The organism is Nocardioides sp. Root240 (assembly GCF_001428825.1).
In the GTDB taxonomy this organism is placed as follows: Bacteria; Actinomycetota; Actinomycetes; order Propionibacteriales; family Nocardioidaceae; genus Nocardioides.
On sequence record NZ_LMIT01000013.1, the window covers coordinates 421,489 to 441,207 of the forward strand.

At 67.4% G+C, this 19,719-nt stretch carries 17 protein-coding genes; 8 read left to right on the forward strand and 9 right to left on the reverse strand.

Annotated features, from left to right (window positions below; all coding sequences use genetic code 11):
• The 3 genes from paaC to paaA are packed head-to-tail and all read right to left on the reverse strand — an operon-like array spanning window position 1 to window position 2,214.
• Entirely contained in the window at window positions 1–936 is a 936-nt protein-coding gene (paaC, locus tag ASE20_RS19465; protein WP_056896203.1) for a 1,2-phenylacetyl-CoA epoxidase subunit PaaC, read from the reverse strand.
• Between the two features lie 16 nt (window positions 937–952).
• Entirely contained in the window at window positions 953–1,249 is a 297-nt protein-coding gene (gene paaB, locus ASE20_RS19470; RefSeq protein ID WP_056896204.1) for a 1,2-phenylacetyl-CoA epoxidase subunit PaaB, read from the reverse strand.
• Window positions 1,246–2,214, reverse strand: coding sequence for a 1,2-phenylacetyl-CoA epoxidase subunit PaaA (gene paaA / locus ASE20_RS19475; protein WP_056896205.1), 969 nt, complete (start codon window positions 2,212–2,214; stop codon window positions 1,246–1,248). Before paaA ends, paaB begins: the two co-directional genes overlap by 4 nt.
• A gap of 134 nt (window positions 2,215–2,348) precedes the next feature.
• Here paaA and paaZ point away from each other — a divergent pair, with 134 nt between their 5' ends.
• From paaZ to ASE20_RS19490, 3 genes are all read left to right on the forward strand, one after another.
• Window positions 2,349–4,394 carry a phenylacetic acid degradation bifunctional protein PaaZ gene (gene paaZ / locus ASE20_RS19480; RefSeq protein WP_056896206.1) on the forward strand — a complete coding sequence of 682 codons (2,046 nt, stop codon included), beginning with the start codon at window positions 2,349–2,351 and terminating at the stop codon, window positions 4,392–4,394.
• 15 nt (window positions 4,395–4,409) lie between these two features.
• On the forward strand, window positions 4,410–4,709 hold the full coding sequence (locus ASE20_RS19485; RefSeq protein WP_056896207.1) for an EthD family reductase: 300 nt from the start codon (window positions 4,410–4,412) through the stop codon (window positions 4,707–4,709).
• Between the two features lie 90 nt (window positions 4,710–4,799).
• Complete coding sequence (locus tag ASE20_RS19490; protein WP_056896208.1) at window positions 4,800–5,420, forward strand: TetR/AcrR family transcriptional regulator; 621 nt, start codon at window positions 4,800–4,802, stop codon at window positions 5,418–5,420.
• A 218-nt stretch (window positions 5,421–5,638) separates the two neighbouring features.
• Here ASE20_RS19490 and ASE20_RS19495 read toward each other — a convergent pair whose 3' ends face one another.
• Together ASE20_RS19495 and paaK are read right to left on the reverse strand one after the other, a co-directional pair.
• Window positions 5,639–8,662, reverse strand: a complete 3,024-nt coding sequence (locus tag ASE20_RS19495) for an AAA family ATPase (protein WP_412778609.1) — start codon at window positions 8,660–8,662, stop codon at window positions 5,639–5,641.
• A gap of 317 nt (window positions 8,663–8,979) precedes the next feature.
• Window positions 8,980–10,287: a phenylacetate--CoA ligase PaaK gene (gene paaK, locus ASE20_RS19500; RefSeq protein ID WP_056896210.1), complete on the reverse strand. Its 1,308-nt coding sequence runs from the start codon at window positions 10,285–10,287 to the stop codon at window positions 8,980–8,982.
• A gap of 67 nt (window positions 10,288–10,354) precedes the next feature.
• Between paaK and ASE20_RS19505 the strand changes: the two genes are divergently transcribed.
• The gene (locus ASE20_RS19505; RefSeq protein WP_162261051.1) at window positions 10,355–11,392 is read left to right on the forward strand and encodes a helix-turn-helix domain-containing protein; all 1,038 of its coding nucleotides are present in this window, start codon (window positions 10,355–10,357) and stop codon (window positions 11,390–11,392) included.
• 50 nt (window positions 11,393–11,442) lie between these two features.
• On the opposite strand, the gene styD is transcribed toward ASE20_RS19505, so the two are convergent.
• From styD to ASE20_RS19520, 3 genes are all read right to left on the reverse strand, one after another.
• The gene (gene styD / locus ASE20_RS19510) at window positions 11,443–12,909 is read right to left on the reverse strand and encodes a phenylacetaldehyde dehydrogenase StyD (protein WP_056896212.1); all 1,467 of its coding nucleotides are present in this window, start codon (window positions 12,907–12,909) and stop codon (window positions 11,443–11,445) included.
• Window positions 12,910–13,031: 122 nt separating this feature from the next.
• Window positions 13,032–14,546: an ATP-binding protein gene (locus ASE20_RS19515; protein WP_056896213.1), complete on the reverse strand. Its 1,515-nt coding sequence runs from the start codon at window positions 14,544–14,546 to the stop codon at window positions 13,032–13,034.
• 48 nt (window positions 14,547–14,594) lie between these two features.
• A complete protein-coding gene (locus ASE20_RS19520) occupies window positions 14,595–15,308 on the reverse strand; it encodes an ATP-binding protein (protein ID WP_056896214.1) in 714 nt (237 codons plus the stop codon).
• Between the two features lie 165 nt (window positions 15,309–15,473).
• Between ASE20_RS19520 and ASE20_RS19525 the strand changes: the two genes are divergently transcribed.
• From ASE20_RS19525 to ASE20_RS24450, 4 genes are all read left to right on the forward strand, one after another.
• Window positions 15,474–16,736 (forward strand): flavin-containing monooxygenase, encoded by a 1,263-nt coding sequence (locus tag ASE20_RS19525; RefSeq protein WP_200952870.1) that lies wholly within the window; start codon window positions 15,474–15,476, stop codon window positions 16,734–16,736.
• 37 nt (window positions 16,737–16,773) lie between these two features.
• Complete coding sequence (locus ASE20_RS25335; RefSeq protein ID WP_200952871.1) at window positions 16,774–18,159, forward strand: alpha/beta hydrolase; 1,386 nt, start codon at window positions 16,774–16,776, stop codon at window positions 18,157–18,159.
• A 67-nt stretch (window positions 18,160–18,226) separates the two neighbouring features.
• Window positions 18,227–18,469 (forward strand): hypothetical protein, encoded by a 243-nt coding sequence (locus tag ASE20_RS19530; RefSeq protein ID WP_056896215.1) that lies wholly within the window; start codon window positions 18,227–18,229, stop codon window positions 18,467–18,469.
• A gap of 119 nt (window positions 18,470–18,588) precedes the next feature.
• Window positions 18,589–18,825, forward strand: a complete 237-nt coding sequence (locus tag ASE20_RS24450) for an MGMT family protein (protein WP_082612608.1) — start codon at window positions 18,589–18,591, stop codon at window positions 18,823–18,825.
• Window positions 18,826–19,087: 262 nt separating this feature from the next.
• Here the strand turns inward: ASE20_RS24450 and ASE20_RS19535 are convergent, their stop codons facing one another.
• Entirely contained in the window at window positions 19,088–19,513 is a 426-nt protein-coding gene (locus ASE20_RS19535; protein WP_056896216.1) for a PAS domain-containing protein, read from the reverse strand.
• Window positions 19,514–19,719: the final 206 nt, after the last annotated feature.

Consider the following 19,719-nt stretch of genomic DNA (forward strand, 5'->3'; position numbering starts at 1 on the left):
TCACCACCGGCCCCGGGGGTGGGCGCGAGCGACGACCTGCATCTCGGCGAGGATCTTGCTCATCGCCTCGGTGTGGTGCCCGTCGCGGCCCTTCTTGCCCTGGATTCCGGCCAGCGCTCCCCGGTCGGGCCGGTCCACGCCACTGGCTGCGAAGACCTGCTCGAGCACCACGTCGACCTCGGCCGCCACCTGCGCGGGGTCGACCCCGACGCCGGCTGCTGCGGCCTCACGCTCGGCGGAGTGCGTCTCGAACAGCTCGGGCCACAGCGGCCACAGCTGCTCGAGTCCGGCAACGAGTCGGCGGCGGGACTCCTCCGTACCGCGGGCAAGCGTGAGGAACCAACGGGCAGAGAAGTCTCGGTGGTAGGCCATTTCCTTGACGCCCTTGGCCGCGACGGCGGCGAGGACCGCGTCGCGGCTGCTCGAGAGCTGCTCGAAGACCGCGAGGCGCCAGCTGGAGAACAGCAGCACCCGGACGACGGTCTCGGCGAAGTCGCCGTTGGCGACCTCGGCGAGCCGGACGTTGCGGAACTGGAGGTCGTCGCGGAAGAAGGCGAGGCGGTCCTCGTCGGGCACCGGCGAGTCCTCGGGCAGGGCCGGGACGATCGAGGGGTCGGCCGCCGCCGCCCGGGCGAGCAGCAGGCGCGACTGACCGAGGAGGTCGAGCGCGATGTTGGCGAGCGCGATGTCCTCCTCCAGGTCAGGCGCGCGGCTGCACCACTCGGACAGGCGCTGCGACAGGACCAGGGCATCGTCGCCGAGCATCAGGCAGTACGTCGCGAGCGTGCTCGCGTCGACGCCGTCCGGCACCGTGGTGTCGACGCCCGCGAGCGGGTCCTCGAAGTCGGTCCCGAACGCCCAGTGGGCGTCGTTGACGAGGAGGCCCGCGTAGGCGCTCTCGTGGTCGTCCGGATCGTGAGTGTGCACTTCGGCCATCGCTGTTCTCCTCCCCTCACATGTGGGGAACGTTGTCGGGGATGTCGTAGAAGGTCGGGTGGCGGTAGACCTTGTCGCCGCTCGGCGCGAACAGCGGGTCCTTCTCGTCCGGGCTCGACGCGGAGATGTCGGTGGACCGGACCACCCAGATGCTCACGCCCTCGTTGCGACGCGTGTAGACGTCGCGGGCGTGGCGCAGCGCCAAGTGGTCGTCGGAGGCGTGCAGTGAACCGACGTGGACGTGGTTCAGACCGCGCTTGCCGCGCACGAAGACCTCGTAGAGGGGCCACTCGGCCCGGATCGTGTCGCTCATGCCGACTTCTCCTCTCCGGCAGCGGTCGCGAACGCGGTCGCTGCCTCTCGGACCCAGGCACCTTCGTCCCAGGCCTGCTTGCGGTGGGCGATGCGCTGCGCGTTGCACGGGCCGTTGCCCTTCACGACTGCCCAGAACTCGTCCCAGTCCGGCTGCCCGAAGTCGTGCTGACCACGCTCCTCGTTCCAGACAAGGTCCGGGTCGGGCAGGGTCACGCCCAGCGCCTTGGCCTGCGGGACGGACATGTCGACGAAGCGCTGGCGCAGCTCATCGTTCGTGTGGGTCTTGATGCCCCACGCCATCGACTGCTCGGTGTTGGAGGAGTCCTCGTCGGGCGGGCCGAACATCATCAGCGCAGGCCACCAGAACCGGTTGACCGACTCCTGCACCATGGCGCGCTGCTCGTCGGTCCCGCGCATCATCGTCATCAGCAGCTCGTAGCCCTGCCGCTGGTGGAAGGACTCCTCCTTGCAGATCCGGATCATCGCCCGGCCGTACGGCCCGAACGAGGTCCGGCACAGCGGGACCTGGTTGCAGATCGCGGCCCCGTCGACCAGCCACCCGATGGTCCCGACGTCCGTGTACGACAACGTCGGGTAGTTGAAGATCGAGGAGTACTTCTGCTTGCCGGAGATGAGCATCTCGGTGAGCTCGTCACGGCTGACACCGAGCGTCTCGGTGGCGGAGTAGAGGTACAGGCCGTGACCGGCCTCGTCCTGCACCTTGGCGAGCAGGATCGCCTTGCGACGCAGCGACGGCGCCCGACCGATCCAGTTGCCCTCGGGCTGCATGCCGATGATCTCGGAGTGAGCGTGCTGGGCGATCTGGCGCACGAGCGTCTTGCGGTAGCCGTCGGGCATCCAGTCGCGGGGCTCGATCCGGTCGGCGTGCTCGATGGTGGCCGTGAAGTGGCCCTCCAGTTCGGGCAGGCCGGGGACCTCGGGTTCAGCAACTGCCGATGACATGGCGCCTCCAGAGTCGGGGTCGACAAACCGAATATTCGGTCGGTACTGTACACCTCATCATCCGAATGACCAACCGAATGTTCGGTCGCTATCGACGAAAGGTCGGTGACCGGGCGAGTCGAAGGGAGACTCACGTGAGCGCACTGCTCGAGAGCTACGTGGCGGGCAGTTGGTACGCCGCGCCCGACGAGGGCGAGGCCGTCCTCGATGCCATCACCGGCGAGGAGGTTGCGCGCGTCTCGGCCCGGGGCCTCGACTACGCCGCGATGGTGGCCCACGGCCGGGACGTCGGCGGCCCGGCGCTACGCGCGCTCACCTTCCACGAGCGGGCCGGTCTGATCAAGGCCCTGGCCAAGCACCTCGGCCAGTTCAAGGACGAGTTCTACGCGCTGTCCGCCCGCACGGGCGCGACCCAGCGCGACTCGATGGTGGACATCGACGGCGGCATCGGGACCTTGTTCTCCTACGCGAGCAAGGGCTCCCGCGAGCTGCCGAACGACACCGTCGTCCTCGACGGTTCCCTCGAGCGGCTGAGCAAGGGCGGCACCTTCGTCGGGCAGCACATCTACACCTCACGCACGGGCGTCGCGGTGCAGATCAACGCGTTCAACTTCCCCGTGTGGGGCATGCTCGAGAAGCTCGCTCCGGCGTTCCTCGCCGGCGCTCCGAGCATCGTGAAGCCGGCCAGCCAGACGGCCTACCTCACGGAGGCCGTGGTCCGCCGGATCGTGGAGTCCGGCATCCTCCCCGAGGGATCGATCCAGCTGATCAGCGGCAGCGCCGGCACGCTCCTCGATGAGCTCAGCGAGCAGGACTCCGTCGCGTTCACCGGCTCCGCCCACACTGCCGAGATCCTGCGCAACCACCCGTCGGTACTGCGCCGCGGCGTGCACCTGGGCGTCGAGGCAGACTCCCTGAACTGCTCGATCCTCGGTCTCGACGTCACGACGGACGCGCCGGAGTTCGACCTCTTCGTCAAGGGCGTCGTCGCAGAGATGACCGTCAAGGCCGGCCAGAAGTGCACGGCGATCCGCCGGGCGATCGTCCCCGAGAGCCTCGCCGACGCCGTCATCGAGGCCATCAGCGCGCGGCTGTCCAAGGTCGTCGTCGGCAACCCGGCCGAGGAGACAGTCCGCATGGGCGCCCTGGCGAGCCTGGGCCAGCGCGACGAGGTCCGCAAGGCGATCGAGGCACTGCGCTCCAGCGCCGACATCGTCTTCGGCGACCCCGACAAGGTCGAGGTGGTCGGTGCAGACGCCGAGTCCGGCGCCTTCCTCTCCCCCGTGCTGCTGCGCGCCCGTCCCGACGCGACCGAGCCCCACGACGTCGAGCCGTTCGGCCCGGTGAGCACAGTCCTCACCTACAGCACGACCGCCGAGGCCGTCGAGCTCGCCGCACGCGGCAAGGGCAGCCTGGCCGCGTCGCTCGTCACCCACGACCCGGAGATCGCTCGTGCGGTGACCCTCGGCCTCGCCCCGTGGCACGGTCGTGTGCTGGTCCTCGACCGCGACGACGCCGCGGAGTCGACCGGTCACGGCAGCCCGCTCCCCGTGCTGGTTCACGGCGGTCCGGGCCGCGCCGGTGGCGGCGAGGAGCTCGGCGGCATCCGCGGCGTCCTGCACCACATGCAGCGCACGGCCATCCAGGCCTCGCCGGACATGCTCACGGCGATCACCGGCCGATGGACTGCGGGCGCTCAGCGGATCGACGACGCGGTGCACCCGTTCCGCAAGAGCCTCGCGGAGCTGCGGATCGGCGACAGCGTCGTGTCCGATCGCCGTACGGTGAGCCTCGCTGACATCGACCACTTTGCGGAGTTCACGGGCGACACGTTCTACGCCCACACCGACCCCGAGGCCGCGGCCGCGAGCCCGCTGTTCGGCGGCATCGTCGCCCACGGCTACCTCGTCGTGTCGCTCGCCGCGGGCCTGTTCGTCGAGCCGAACCCGGGCCCGGTCCTGGCCAACTTCGGTGTCGACAACCTGCGCTTCCTCACCCCGGTGAAGGCGGAGGACTCCATCCAGGTGACGCTCACCGTCAAGCAGGTCACCCCGCGCACCTCGGCCGACTACGGCGAGGTCCGCTGGGACGCCGTCGTGACCAACCAGGACGACGCGCCGGTCGCGACCTACGACGTGCTCACCCTGGTCGCCAAGACCTGGCCTGCCACCACCAACTGAAGGGAACCACCACCGATGTACCGACTGACGGTCCAGTACGAGACCCCCGCCGACCCTGCTGCCTTCGACGAGCAGTACTTCGGCCAGCACGTGCCGCTGTGCGCCGGCATCCCGGGCCTGCAGGCGACGACGTTCTCCAAGCCGAAGGTCGCTGGTCCCGGCACGGCGCCGTACCTGGTCGCTGAGCTCGACTTCGAGGACGAGGCTGCCTTCAAGGCGGCGATGGGCTCCCCCGAGATGGGCGCCGTCGCCAAGGACGCCGACACCCTGCCCGCGGGACGTGTCATGTTCATCGGCGAGCTCAGCGACAGTTGACACCGACTCCCCGGCCGGGCGCCGACCTGCCACGGCGCCCGGCCGGGGCTCCAACCCGCTCCCCCGCAGCAGACGTGGGACGATGAAGGAATGAGTGAGCGCGTGGCGAAGAGCGGGCGGACCCTGCCCTCCGGCGAGGCACGACCGATCTACAACCTCGACCTGCTCCTCGACGTGGCCGTCCGCGTCTTCACCGAGCGCGGCTACGACGGCACCAGCTTCGCGCACCTCTCCGAGGCCTCAGGCCTGTCGAAGTCGTCGATCTTCCACCACATCGACAGCAAGGAGCAGTTGCTCCGCCTCGGCCTGGACCGCGCCCTGGACCCGCTCATGGCCAGCACCGAGGACGACGCGGCGCTGACCGGTCCCGCGATCGACCGGCTCACCTACCTGGTCCGCCGCAACCTCGAGATCATGGCCGAGCGCCTGCCGTACGTGAAGCTCCTGCTCAACGTCCACGGCAACACCGACACCGAGCGTTGGGCGCTCGAACAGCGACGCGCGTACGACAAGTTCGTCGCCGGCGTCGTCGAGGACGCCATCGCTGAGGGCACCGTGCGTGCGGACATCGATGCCCGCACCACCGCGCGCCTGCTGTTCGGCATGAGCAACTCGGTCCGCGAGTGGTACCGCCCCGAACGGCACACCAAGCCGGCCGAACTGGCCGACCAGGTCTGCTCGATCGTGCTCGACGGCATCCGGGTGCGCTGACCCGTTTCACGGCAAGGGACCGGCCGAGCGGCCAATCCGCTGGTCCACTCAAGCGTGTCGTAGAGACGCCAGCCGCACGACAACTCATGGTCAACCGGACAACGAACGTCATTAGGGTCGCTTTCGCAACCGGCTTTCAGGGCAACTGTTCGTTCGGGACACGCGTTCAACCGGAGTTGCGGCATTGTGCCCCGATGCGTGAGGCGCGACCAACCCGACTAGTCCTGGACGAGATCTGGCATGAGGATGCGCTCGTAGCCCAGCAGGTTCGAGATCCCGGACTCAGGCTCCGAAACACCGACGCTGATCGGAACGGCCCCGGTCGGCAGATCGAACCATCTACGGAAAGCGTCGGCATCCATCCACGAGATTGCGGCGTCTTGACTGCTCTTGGCCGAGTCCGATTCTAGGGAGACACGCACAACCCCAGCGCCGCCACTCTCAGCGGCAAGGCGCAGTTCGTACATGGTCCACTCAACGCCAATCGGCCGGTCCCGCTCACGCTCGAATCGCAAGTAGACGTCTTGTCCGAGGGCTCGTCCCGGAATGGTCGGGAGCAGGCCAGACGCGATGAACGCAGTCGCGTCGTCATAGGCCCTCTGGTGGGATTCATTCAACTGCGTCGCCAAGTCCTCGAAGTTCGCAGGAGCCACGTATTGGCAGCGCCAGGTCTGGGCGCGGTTGAACGCTGTGAACCGCCGCTTGGTGAGCATCAGGATGTCCAGCACCGGATTCTTCGGCGCCGAGGTTCGGGCGTTGATTGCTGTCAGCCTCTCGCCTGTGGCGAGATCGATTGCTCGCAGCAACTCTCGCCGGTGCGGCAAATCAGCGATGGCCCCCGTCCAATCGACCTCTACAACGCTTGGCTCACGTCCTCGCACCTCGCCGACGATCACCCAACCATCAGCAGCGGCGAAGGCGTAGCCCCATGCCTCGTCGACATCGAGCGCGTCCCGCTCAAGCGGAGAAGCAAGTTCGCGGACCACGCTCCATGCCGACAGGCTCAGTTGTAGTTCTTCCGTGTAGTTCGCGACAGGGGCCAACAGAGACTGGGCAGCTCCAGAAACTCCGGTATGGAAGCTGGTTCCAAGAACGAGTTCAGCCGCATTACTGAATCGCTTCGACGGCAAGGGCGCCCTGGCGGGCCAATCATCCACTCGTCCGACGCTGAGCCGCTCGCCAAACGCGAATGTGTCAGCGGCCATCCCCGCTAAGGCACCACGAGCGAGGTCCCGCTGCTCGGGAGTGGCGAAGTTGACGGCAAGGTAAAGGCCGATGTCGTCAATCCGAGGTCGCAGAAGGAGGCCCGGTCGTTCTCGGTGGAGGCCAGCGAGCACGCGCCCCTCGTCATCCATCTCCCGATCGAACTCGAACTCTTTGAGGACCGTGGAGAGGTTTGTGATGGTGGGTCGGCCGACTCCGTAGTGCGCCGACTCGAACGGGCCTGCCGTAGAGAGAAGGTGGCCCTTGATGACAGCCGATGCGATTGACCTAACCGGAACGCGCTCGAGCCGAGCAGAGATGCGACCAATGACCGCGGCATGCGCTGCCGGCGATGGCCACCAGGGGACAATGATCGTCGCGTCCTTGTTCGATTCCGACACCGCGAATCCTCGTTCCTCGAGCTCTTCAACAGAGTCGTTGGAAACCGATTCAGCCAGCGGAAACCGAGTTCGCGCATAGCCCACTGCGTAGGACGCATCCAGTGCGCCTTGATTGTCGCCGTCAGTCAGCTCAATGAGCGCACCTAAGACGGCGAGCGCACCGTCCGACAACGTGAGCGAGTCAGCCAAACCCGCGTGTAGGAGGAGTTGGTCTCCCGCCAGGGGCGCCACCGTGACCAGATCCATTCCGTTCTGGACCGATAGCGCTCCGTTCCTGGCGACGTTGGAAACGATCGCTTCAACTGCGATCCCCGCCGCGCGTTGACGTTGCGACTCGGACAAGGTGGCCGCCCAGATCGCCCTCCGGCCAAGTTCATGAAACCAAGGTCTGCCGCGAACGGAGACAACAAAGACTCTGGCCTCCGCCAACCGACGTTCGAGCAGCGACCACTCCAAGTCAGTCGCCCCGGTAATAGCAAGTATGGTCTCGATGTCAGGGGGGTCGGCGAAAGGACTGAGCAACATCACAGCCCGTTGCTCTTCCGCAGTTAGAACCGCATACGTCTGCTGGGTGCGAGCGACGAAGGCATCCTCCCGGCCCAGCGTCTCCAGATGCCGACCTTCAAGCAGGGCTTTGATCGCCTGGTCGACGTGGAGCGGATATGCGCCTGTCGTTTGAAGGACCAACCCAAGGACGCGGTGTCTCACCTCGATCGCAACGCCTGCCTCCGCGATCCACTCCATCACCTGGTCGCGAGTCAGAGGATCAAGTGTGATTGCTCGAGCAACAGCAATCGGGGCTCGCGCGCCTTCATCGCGGCGGACTGTCTGGACCTGTGAAAGTTCTCGAACCCGAGCGAGCTGGGGGGCATTGCTGGTGGTGTGAGAGGAGATGAGGTGAATGTTCTCCGGCAACTGCTCGATGAGATCCATCAACATCCGGAAGTCGCCATCCGACAGTCTCTCGGCCCCATCGATCACCACCACGATCGGCCGCCGGGTCACTCGGACAGCTTCGTCAGCGAGAATCACGAAAGCAGTCAGAGCGTCAGGGTCAGCCGCTGCGGCGATCCGAGCGGACAGTTGCGCCTCTGCCGACAAACGCATCTGTTGGCCCGTTTCGACCAATAGATCTGCAGCGGCGTCACCGAACCGAGCACGAACAACATCGATCACGAAGGCGTGGGCAGCGCCCAGCATGTCGCGCACCTGAGCCTGATTTGCCCGATCGATCGCGCCCCGGACAACAGTTGCCCACTGCATGGCTGGCGCCTGCGAAGGATCTGCCGCGATGGCGGACCCCAAGGAGGCAAACAGCGCCTCCTGCAGGGCGCCGGGACGGCGTGATAGAGCCACGGGCGGTGACACAAGGACGCGGCCGGCCTCTTGGAGCGCCCTCGAGGTGACCTTGAGGACCTCTGACTTGCCGATGCCAGCATCGCCAGCTACGACGGCGAACCGGTACTGCAACGCCGCCAACTCGTCCAGCGCATCCTGGCGTCCGACGAAGAAGGGAGCCGGTCGGTCCCGAGAGACCGGAGCGGCAGCCGACGCCGAAGCTTCAACGTCAGTCGATGACGCAGCCAGCTCCCGACTCAACTTGCGCCGACGCCACGATCGGACCCACGAAGCCACCACAACCTCTTCCGACGAAACCAACCAGACCTCAGCCTTCAGTTTGTCCCACGCAACCGACAGAACCGACGAGGCTCCCCACGACCGAGGCGGCGACTTTGTGAGGCGTCAGCACACTCCTCCGTCGACTTCTCGTCGGCCCGAGCCTGGCGCAACCGGGCCACGGCCGCAGCCTGCGCTCATGAGGCCGCAGAGAATGGCGCCCCTCGGTGACGTGCCCCGTGACCTCGGCGAGGACGAGACGCTAGATGACGGCAATGTTGCTTCGCCCTCGTCACGAGGATGACGCCACGTGCGTCGCCTACTTGCTGAGCAACTCGTCATCGTTTTGGTCGGTTGTCGACGATACGGCGCATCTTCCCCACCGACCGCTCGATGGTCTCCGGCGCGACGACGTCGACCGCGACCGTGACGCCCACCTTGTTCTTGACCAGCCTCTTGAGCTCGTTGCCGGCGATCGCGGCGGAAGGGCCCGCGACGCCGTCACGGTGCTCGACCAGGACCGTAAGGTCGTCGAGGTTGCCGGACCGCGACAGGACGCACTGGAAGTGCGGCGAGAGAGCCGGGGTCTGCAGGATCAGCTCTTCGATCTGCGTCGGGAACACGTTCACACCGCGCAGGATCATCATGTCGTCGGTGCGGCCGGTGATCTTCTCGATCCGCCTCATCGTGCGTGCCGTGCCCGGCAGCAGCCGGGTCAGGTCGCGGGTGCGGTAGCGGATGATGGGCATCGCCTGCTTGGTCAGGGACGTGAAGACGAGCTCCCCTTCCTCGCCGTCGGACACCGGCTCCATCGTGATCGGGTCGACCACCTCCGGGAAGAAGTGGTCCTCCCAGACCGTCAACCCGTCCTTGGTCTCGACGCACTCGCTCGCGACACCCGGTCCGATCACCTCGGACAGGCCATAGATGTCGACGGCGTGCATGTCGAGCCGCAGCTCCATCTCGCGACGCATGTCGTTGGTCCACGGCTCGGCTCCGAAGATGCCGACCTTCAGCGAGGTGGAACGTGGGTCGATGCCCTGCCGCTCCATCTCGTCGATGATCGACAGCATGTACGAAGGCGTGACCATGATGATGTCGGGCTGGAAGTCCTGGATCAGCTGGACCTGACGCTCGGTCATCCCGCCCGAGACCGGGACGACCGTGCACCCCAGCTTCTCGGCTCCCGCGTGGGCGCCGAGGCCGCCTGTGAAGAGCCCGTAGCCGTAAGCGTTGTGGAGCACGTGCCCGGACCGCCCTCCAGCCGCACGAACGCTGCGCGCCACCACGGTGGCCCAGGTCTCGAGGTCCTCGCGCGTGTAGCCCACGACCGTCGGGCGCCCCGTCGTACCTGATGATGCGTGGACCCGCGCGACCTGCTCCCTCGGAACGGCGAACATCCCGAAGGGGTAGTTCTCCCTCAGGTCGGCCTTCGTCGTGAACGGGAGCTTCGCGATGTCCCCGAGCGACTTCACATCGTCCGGGTGAACGCCGGCAGCGTCGAAGGACGCGCGGTAGTGCTCGACGTTGTCGTACGCATGCCGCACGGACCACCGCAGCCTGTCGAGCTGCAGCTCGCGGATCTCGTCGACCGACGCCGTCTCGATCGGCTCCAGTTCATCCTTGCGCGGGCTCAGGTCCTGCATGTGGCCACTCACTCCTCGAGGTAGGTTCGCTGGCCCAGCCAGCGTGACCGCGGACGAGGACCGAAAGTTGACCACCGCCGCACGGAACTTGACCGACCGAACATTCGGTAGGTACGGTGCGACGCGAGTCACCGGAGGAGGGACGATGGCGACGACAGCGCTGCAGGACGGCCGCGACGAGCGCGGCTTCGAGGCCTGGGAAGACCAGATCTGCCACACCTTCGTGCCGCTGCGGGCCCGGTGCGCCGACGATGCCGACGGGTTCAGCGGCGAGGTCGACTCGACCATGCTCGGCTCGGTGATGCTGGCCGAGGTCTCCGCCTCCCATGCGCTGGTCGAGCGAACCCCCCGCTTGATCCGCTCCGACGACCCCGAGCTCTACAAGTTCGGCCTCCAGGTCAGCGGGACGTCGGTGATCGAGCAGGACGATCGACAGGCACACCTTGGGCCCGGCGACCTCGCCATCTACGACACTTCCCGGCCGTACCGGATCACGTTCAGCGACGATTTCCGCATGACGGTCGCGATGTTCCCGCGCTCCCTCGTCCGCCTGCCGGCCCAGCGCATGGCCGCCATGACCGCGGTGCGCCTCGCGGGCGACAGCGGCCTCGGTGCCCTGATCGCACCGTTGATGAAGGGAATCGGCGCAGAGCTGAACGCCAGTCGTCCTGTGATCGCGACCCACCTCGGCGACGCGGTCGTGGACCTGGTCACCGCGGCCTTCGCCCAGCAGCTGGGCCGCGCGCTCGAGCCTGACTCACCGTCGTCGTACTGCGCGCTGATCGCCAAGGTCCGGAAGTTCGTCGATGATCGGCTCCACGAGCCGTCGCTGACGTCCAAGGCGGTGGCTGACGCGCACTTCGTCTCGGTGCGCTACCTGCAGAAGGTCTTCGCGACCGAAGGCATCTCCGTCTCGACACTGATCCGCACGCGCCGACTCGAACAGTGCCGTCGGGACCTCGTCGATCCGACCTGCGAGCACCTGTCGATTGCACAGATCGGGTGCCGCTGGGGCTTCCCTGACGCCGCGCACTTCTCGCGCCTCTTTCGGGCGACGTACGGTCTGTCGCCCCGCGAGTTCCGCAAGGCATCGCTCTCGGGCTGATGCACAGCCCAGGGGGCGGACCGTGTCGACCCGCCCCCTGAACCACTGCCTCACAGCACGATGGTGACGACCTTCTCCTCGGTGTTCGCCACGATGCCGGCCCAACCGAGCTCACGGCCGATGCCGCTGGCCTTCATGCCGCCCCAGGGCAGGGCCGGATCGATGGCCGCCCACCCGTTGACCCAGACCGCACCCGCGCGCACCTTGCTCGCGAGAGTGTGTGCGAGGGACACGTTCTGCGTCCAGATCGTCGCCGCCAGGCCGTAGTCGGTGTCATTGGCGATGGCGATGGCCTCCTCGACGGTGTCGAAGGGGATCACAGCTCCCACCGGCCCGAAGATCTCCTCCTGAGCGATCGTCGAACCGTTGTCGACGTCGGCGAAGATCGTCGGGCGGACGAAGAAGCCCGGCTCGTCCGGACTGCCGCCGCCGGCCACCAGACGCGCCCCCTCGGCCTTGCCCTTCTCGATGTAGGCAAGAACGCGGCACTGCTGCTCGGCGTTGATCAGCGCGCCCATCGTGGTCGTCTCGGCGAACGGGTCACCGAGCACCTGGGCGTCGGCGGCCTGGGCGAGCGCGTTCACCACGGTGTCGTAGTGCGAACGGTGCACCAGGATGCGAGTGCCCGCGGCGCACACCTCGCCCTGGTTGAAGAAGAGGCCCATCGCGATGCCCTGGATCGCCTGCTCCACGTTGGCGTCCTCGCACACGATCTGCGGCGTCTTGCCACCGAGCTCCAGGGTGACGCGCTTGAACGTGTCAGCCGCGGCCTTCTGGATCAGGCGACCGACCTCAGGCGATCCGGTGAAGCTGACCTTGTCCACCCCCGGATGGGCCACCAGAGCTGCCCCTGCCGTCTCCCCCAGGCCGGGCACGATGTTGACGACACCGGCCGGGAAGCCGGCTTCCGCGATGAGCGTGCCCAGGTGCAGGATCGAGAGCGGGGCGTCCTCCGGCGGCTTCACTACGACGGTGTTGCCAGCAGCGAGGGCCGGACCGAGCTTCCAGGCCGCGATCATGAGCGGCGTGTTCCACGGCACGATCGCGCCAATGACACCCACGGGTTCGCGCACTGTGTAGGAGTGCGTCGGCGCCATGCCGAGGTAGCCGGCCGTGGGGATGGTGGCGCCCTGGATCTTGTCGGCCCACCCGGCGAAGTGCCGGAAGGTCGCCACCGCGTTGGGGATGTCGAGCATCCCCGGCTGCCCGACGGGCTTGCCCACGTCGAGCGCCTCGAGCCGCGCCAGCTCTGCCGCGTCGCGCTCGACGAGGTCCGCCAGGCGATGCAGCAGCGCACCTCGCGCCACGCCCGGGGTCGCGCCCCAGGCGCCCTCGAGGGCAGCGCGCGCCGCGACGACCGCGCGGTCGATGTCGGCAGCGCTGCCGCTGGACACCTCCGCCAACAACTCTCCCGTCGCGGGGTTGAGGTCTGCAAAGGTGTCCTGAGCGTGGCTCCACGCACCGTCGATGAACAGACCCGTCGTCAGCCCGCTCTCGGGGCCGGCGGTGATCGTCATGGTTCCTCCTGATGGATTCGGAACGACCACCGTGGCAAGCAGCCAAGCCCTCTAGTTGCCGGTCCCCGCACGACGTTTGTCGATGTGCGCCGGATCTGCAGGCCGAGCCAATCGGACGTGGATCAATCCATGGATCGGGACAGAGCCCAGGTGGCGATCTGCGTCCGGGAGCCCACCTCCAGCTTGGCGAGGACGCGTTCGACATGGCCGTCGATCGTGCGGACCGAGAGCACCAGCTTCTCTGCGATCACTCGATTGCTCAGGCCCTCAGCGATCAGCTGAACCACTTCGTGCTCACGGGGCGTCAACCGCACGACATCGTCGTCCGGAGGCGGTTCGGGACGGCGGCCGTCGAGCGCGAGGTCGACGGCGTCGTACCTCGTGATGTCGTGGATCGTGAGTTCACCAGACCTGTCGCTACCAAGTTCTCCCACGAGACGAGCGGCCATCGCGGAGCTCTCCGCGGTGATGTGCGGTCCGAAGGCCTCGATCGTCGTTCCGAGCTGGCGCCAGACGGCGGCAGCCGCGCCGTTCAGGATCGCCGCCTCATCGAAGACACCGGCATCGATGTCGAGCCACGCGAGGAGTTCCACGGTCAGGGCAATGCAGATGCCATCACCGAACGCCCGTTGGTATCCGAGGGCGGCCCGCGCAGCGGCACGGCCCTCCTCGGCCTCGCCCAGGTGCCAATGACACAGCCCCGACACCCAGAGAGCGTAGGCCCGGCTCCACTGATCGCCGCGTCGTTCGCTGAGCGACAGCACCCGACGACACGTGCCGAGTGCTCCCTGCGGATCGTCGAGGTAGGTCTGGGCCATCGCGAGCTGGAAGAGCGCCGTCGTCAACGCCGCATCGTCGCCGTTCTCCTCGAGGACCGCGATCGATTCCCGGAAGGCGGCGATCGAGTCGTCGAGACGGCCACTGAACAACAACAGCAGACCAGTCCATTGCCCCGCATGGGCCGCGAGGTGACCGTCTCCCAGAGCCGCGGCGACCTCGCGACACGACCCGAGGCACGTCGCCGCCCAATCCCGGTCGCCCTGGATCAGAGCCACCCATGCCGCCACCCACAACGCGGAGCCTCGCTCAGGCGTCGGTGTGTCATCGAGCTGGAGGATGCGGTCGAACCACCGCCGACCCTCGCTCAGGTAGCCCCCGGCTATCCAGTGATAGCGCAGCAAGGACGCAAGGCTCGCCGCCGCACGCTCCTCCCCCGGCGTGTTGACCGACCACTCGAGCGCGGCCAGCAGATTGGCATGGTCCGCCCGCATCGACGCCAGCATCTCCGGCTGCTCGCGCCCACACCACACCTCGACCATGCGACCGGCCTGGCCCAGGTAGTGGTCCCGGTGCCGGCGCTTGACGACCACCCACTCGTCACGTTCGCGGAGGCGCTGGGCGGCGTAGTCCCGGATGGTGACGAGCGTGCGATAGCGCATGGCGGCGCCACTCGGCTCGGCGATGACGATCGACTTGGCGACGAGCCGGTCGAGCAGGTCGAGGATGATCTCGGCAGGGAGCCCTTCGAACCCACAGACCGCCTCGACGGCGTCAAGGTCGAACGATCCGGGGAAGACTGCGAGTCGGGACCAGAGCAACCGCTCGTCGGGGGTACAGAGATCGTGGCTCCAGTTCACGAGGTTCCACAGGGTGCGGTGACGGCTCGTCCCCCGTCCTTCCGCTGGTCAGCAAGTGCGAACCCGCTGGTCAAGACGAGCGAGCACCTGCTCAGCTGACAACGAACGCAAGCGCGCAGCCGCGAGCTCGATCGCGAGAGGCATGCCGTCGAACCGTTCGCACAGGCGTGCGACGGCACCTCGGTTCCCGTCCGTGATGGTGAAGGTGGGCGCGAACCCGCGAGCTCTGTCGACAAGTAGGCGCACGGCCTCTGCCTCCTCCACCGTGCCGCGGTCAGTGCTCCCCGGCCGTGGCAGAGCCATGGGGCGAAGTATGTAGCTGTGCTCACCGGGCACGCCTAGGGGCTCCCTGCTGGTCGCGACCACACTGAGGCCCGAGACCTTGGACAGCAGTTCGGCGATCGTCGCAGCAGCCGAATCGAGCAGGTGCTCGCAGTTGTCGACCACGAGAAGAGTGCGAGCGCCATCGAGGTGTCGGGCGACCTGACGGAGTGGCGGCGTGTTCGACTGGTCAGGCACTGACAGAGCAGCCGCAACGGCCGTCGCCACGTCGGCGCGCGCGTCGAGAGCAGCAAGCTCGACCACATGCGCACCCGGGAAGGCGCGATCCACCCGCGCCGCGAGCTCGTAGGCTAAGCGCGTCTTGCCGATGCCTCCAGGCCCGGTGACCGTGACCAGGCGGGCCTCGCCGATGAGGTCTCGCGCTTCGCGCAGCGCCCGCTCCCGGCCGATGAACGCCGTCAGCGGCCTCCCCTGCGTCATGGTCGCGAACCTACGCCTCGCACCGCGTCCGCGGGAGAGGTGACCGGCGCCACAGCAGTCGGCGCGGTGGATTGGGGTGACAGAGGGGGTAGTTCTACCCGAGCCCGGTCGTTGTGACGGGCATCACGGTGGACGCATCCGATCACCGACCCAAGGAGCACAGCCATGACCTCCCACCACACGCCGGACCACGATGTCATCGTCGTGGGCGCGGGCTTCGCCGGCATCTACGCCATCCACAAGTTCCGCGACCTCATGGGACTGTCGGTCCATGGTTTCGACGCAGCCGACGACATGGGCGGCACCTGGTACTGGAACCGCTACCCCGGCGCTCGGGTCGACATCGAGAGCGTCCACTATTCCTACTCGTTCTCCGAAGAGCTGCAGCAGGAGTGGCACTGGACCGAGCGCTACCCGGCGCAGCCCGAGATCCTGCGCTACCTCCAGCACGTGGCCGACCGCTTCGACATCCGCAAGGACATCACCTTCGGAACGCGCGTCACCGCCGTGACGTGGGACGACCGGGCTGATCTGTGGCGAGTCAGCACGGACGACGGGACGGTCACGACCTGCCGCTACTTCGTCTCGGGCGGCGGCACCCTCTCCGTCCCCAAGATCCCGGACTTCCCTGGCGTGGAGACCTTCGCCGGCAGCACCCTCCTGACCGGCAACTGGCGCGAGGACGGGGACCTCACCGGCCAGCGCCTCGGCATCATTGGAACCGGCTCGTCCGGCATCCAGGCCATCAGTGAGATCGCCAAGCAGGCGGCGTCACTGGTCGTTCTCCAACGGACCCCCAAAAACGCCACTCCGATCGGCAACTACCCCACCGACCCGACCGAGGAGATGACAGAGAAGGCGCGGTACGGCGACCTGCGCGCCGCAGCACGCAACCACTTCCTCGGCGTTCCCTACGACGAGATCCAGCCGTCCGCCATCGACGCCACCCCCGAACAGCGTCGGGTCGTGTTCGACGACCGTTGGGAGAAGGGCGGCTTCCGACTCTTCACCGACAGCTTCGGCGACATCCTCACCGTGCAGGAGGCCAACGATCACGCTGCGAACTACATCCGGGACCGCATCCGCGAACGCGTCAGCGACGCCGCCACCGCCGAGCTGCTCTGCCCGACGACCTACCTCTACGGCACCAAGCGGCCACCCCTGGAGACCGACTACTACGAGGCCTTCAACCGCTCGACCGTCTCCCTGGTCGACGTCGACACCAATCCGATCGCGAGCGTCGTCCCCGAGGGCGTGCGACTGACCGACGGCACCCTCCATGAGCTCGACATCCTGGTTCTCGCCACGGGCTTCGACGCCTGCACCGGCCCGCTGCTCGCCATGAACATCACCGGACGGGACGGCGTGAAGATCGCCGACGAGTGGGCCGACGGCCCGCAGACCTACCTCGGCCTGACCGCGGCCTGACCGCGGCCTGACCGCGGCCAGCTTCCCGAACCTCTTCATGGTCACTGGGCCTCAGAGCCCGTCGGTCCTGTACAACATGGCCCTCGCCGTCGAGGACCACATCGACCTCATCGGCGACACCCTGGGATACATGGCACAGCGTGGACACACCGTCATCGAGCCCAGCCGGCAGGCACAGGAGCAGTGGGTCGCGGAGACCAACGCCCTCGCCGAGATGACGCTGCTGCCCACCTCTGCGACGTCCTCGTACATAGGCGCCAACATCCCCGGCAAGCCACGACGGGTACTCGTCTATCTCGGTGCCCCCCGGTACCGCGCCGTCTGCGACAACATGCAGCAGAACGACTACCGCGGATTCCACTTCGCGGCCAGCACGTCCTCGCTCCTCGCCCACACGCCGTCGCCGGCGCTGGACCCGTCTCTGATGTCCGTGGCCCAAAGCCTCGTCGAGCAGGGCTTTCCCGGTTTCCGCGCGGCCGGCGTGGAGACCGCCCGCACCGTGGTCGAGTCGTTCGTCGAGATGCAGGCTCCCGCTCCGGCGATGGCCCACAGCTCGGACCACCGCTACGGGGCGCACGCCGAGCAGCGACTGCGGGTGCACCGCCCGACCGACGACACTGGGCTGCCCGTCATCGTCTACCTCCACGGCGGCGGTTTCGTCGCCGGCAGCCTCGAGGTGGTCGACGAGGTCGCCAAGGACCTGGCCGCCCGTACGGGAGCGGTGGTCGTGGCAGCGACGTACCGGCGCGCGCCGGAGCACCGCTTCCCCGCTGCCCATGACGACGCTCTCGCTGCGTTGCGATGGGTGCACCACCACATCGCAGAGCTCGGCGGAGACCCGGACCAGATCGGATTGGCCGGCGACTCCGCAGGCGGGAACCTCGCCGCAGCGACGGGGCTCGCCGCCAGCACGGCCGCCATCCCGCTGGCCGGACTCGCGCTCGTCTATCCGCTCGTCGACGCCGTACTCGGGACTCCCTCTCGCCAGGAGTTCGACCGCGGCTACATCATCGAGCTCGACGACCTCGCGTGGTTCGGCGAGCAGTACGTTGCCAGCCCGGCCGACATCTCGGACAACCGACTTGCACTCAACTCGGTCCCGCTCGACGATCTCGCCCAGTTGCCGCCCACTCTCATCGTCACCAACGAGCTCGACACCCTGCGAGACGAGGCCGAGCACTTCGCCGCGCGGCTTCGTGAGGCCGGCACGAACGTCACACTCGCCCGCAGTCCCGGCTTGGCCCACGGCGTGTTCTGGATGTCCCTCGCTGTCTCCCGGTGCGCCGAGCAGCAATCCACGGTCGCCTCCTTCCTCAACGACCGGCTCTCGGCGAAGGAGCTCGTGAGCAGCTGCCACCGGCAGGATTCAACGCGGCTCGCGGAGAAGTCCGCGGGCCGCGTTTTCTTGTTGCTGAACTATTGACTGCTAAGTTATTTAGGCTGACACTAAAAGTGATCCCCTTCACATCGTCAGCCCGGAGGCAGACATCATGGACATCTCGACCACCACGACCATGCTGGCCCAGCTCTGCCGGCAGCTGCACGCACTCGCGAAGGCCGAGGAGGACACCGCCGCCGAGGAGGCGGCTCGCGTCCCCTACTGGTCGTCGTGCCCGAGCAGCGTCCAGGCCCACCGCGAGGCCGCCCGATCGCTGCGCGCCACGGCTCACAGCGTGGAGGCGCGGATCGGGATCTACGTGCCGTCGGCCTACCCCGCCCAGCTCGCCGGCTGAGGTCACACTGAAGGCCGTCCTGGGCAGCTGACCGAATTCGCGTCAGGGCCACTCTTGGCTCCGGACGAACTCACCGTCATCGCCGGCGAACCGTCGGCCCTTCCTGCAAGGATCGACACATGAACACCCGTCCTGACCACAAGGCCGTCTACGACGCAGTCCGCGCGATCCCTGTCGGCACCGTGATCAGCTACAGCGATCTCGCAGAGAAGGTCGGCCGGTCTCGCAGCAGCGCGCGAGTCGTGGCGACGATCCTGGGACATCGCCCGGACGCCGAGGACCCGAATACGGACATCCCATGGTGGCGAGTGGTGCGAGCCGACGGCGCGCGCTGTTGCCCTTCGACGCCGAGATGACCCACCGGGTGGAATGGGTCGCATGGGCCAAGGGACGCCTTGCTGACGAAGGGGTCACCTTCACCAACGACGGTCGGGTCGCCGCCATCGCGGGACGGGCCAAGGCGAGCAGCAGCAGCAGCGGCCGCTCAAGCAGGACCGCACGGACGACGGAGCCGTCGCCGTGCTGGAAGCACGTCAAGGTCCAGTACTCCTGTCGGGACTGTGCGCCGAGCCGCTGATCAATCGCGGCCAGGGTTCGCCACGCGGGCGGTGGCAGACTTCATCTGACGGCGCGACGAAGCTCCTTCAGCTCCTCGAAAGTTCCGGTGACATCGCGGAGGACGGCTACTGTCCCGATGAGCGTCCCGTCGGCAGAGGTCACGAGCGCCAAGGTGAACTCGACCGAGATCCGACGTCCATCAGCGGTCAGAGCCGGCACGCTCAGCATCTTGTCGGCGCCGTAGCGGCTCTCCCCCGTCTGCATGACTTCCCGGTAGCCGCGCCAGTGAGCGTCGCGAAGCTTCTCCGGGATGATGATGTCAAGCGACTTGCCAAGAGCCGCGTCCGGGCTGAATCCGAAGATCCGCTCGGCACCGGGATTCCACCACCTGATGTCGCCGGCAACGTCCGTCCCGATGATCGCGTCGGAGCCAGAGCTCATCAGGGCGATCGCGATCCGCTCGTAGTTGTCGTTCGCAGCAGTCATGATTTCGATCCTCTCGTCACGCGAGCCGGCCTCAGTCGTCGGTGGTGGTGGCCTGGCCGGCCGAGATCAGGTCCATGATGGAGGCGTCGGCCAGGGTCTGGGTGTCGCCGACGGTGCGGCCCTCGGCGACGTCGCGCAGGAGGCGGCGCATGATCTTGCCGGAGCGGGTCTTGGGGAGCTCGGGGACGATCATGATCTGGCGGGGC